The organism is Corynebacterium sp. LK28, from assembly GCF_014335105.1.
In the GTDB taxonomy this organism is placed as follows: Bacteria; Actinomycetota; Actinomycetes; order Mycobacteriales; family Mycobacteriaceae; genus Corynebacterium; species Corynebacterium macclintockiae.
Genome location: NZ_PDGZ01000005.1, coordinates 1 through 450, shown reverse-complemented (window position 1 = coordinate 450; position 450 = coordinate 1). Strand labels below are relative to the sequence as shown.

The following is a 450-nucleotide window of genomic DNA, read 5'->3' as shown; positions in this document are numbered from 1 at the left end:
GGCTTCTTCCCTAGCGAAAGGAGTTTACAACCCGAAGGCCTTCATCCCCCACGCGGCGTCGCTGCATCAGGCTTGCGCCCATTGTGCAATATTCCCCACTGCTGCCTCCCGTAGGAGTCTGGGCCGTGTCTCAGTCCCAATGTGGCCGTACACCCTCTCAGGCCGGCTACCCGTCGTCGCCTTGGTAGGCCATTACCCCACCAACAAGCTGATAGGCCGCGGGCTCATCTTGCACCGAAAAACTTTCCACCACACACACTAAAGCATGGTCCTATCCGGTATTAGACCCAGTTTCCCAGGCTTATCCCGAAGTGCAAGGCAGATCACCCACGTGTTACTCACCCGTTCGCCACTCGAGTACCCTGCAAGCAGGGCCTTTCCGTTCGACTTGCATGTGTTAAGCACGCCGCCAGCGTTCGTCCTGAGCCAGGATCAAACTCTCCATAAAAA

General features: G+C 57.1%; 1 rRNA gene. It reads right to left on the bottom strand.

Going from position 1 to position 450, the window contains the following annotated elements:
• Window positions 1–448, bottom strand: a 16S ribosomal RNA gene (locus tag CRD15_RS02045); the annotation flags it as partial.
• Window positions 449–450 lie beyond the last annotated feature (2 nt).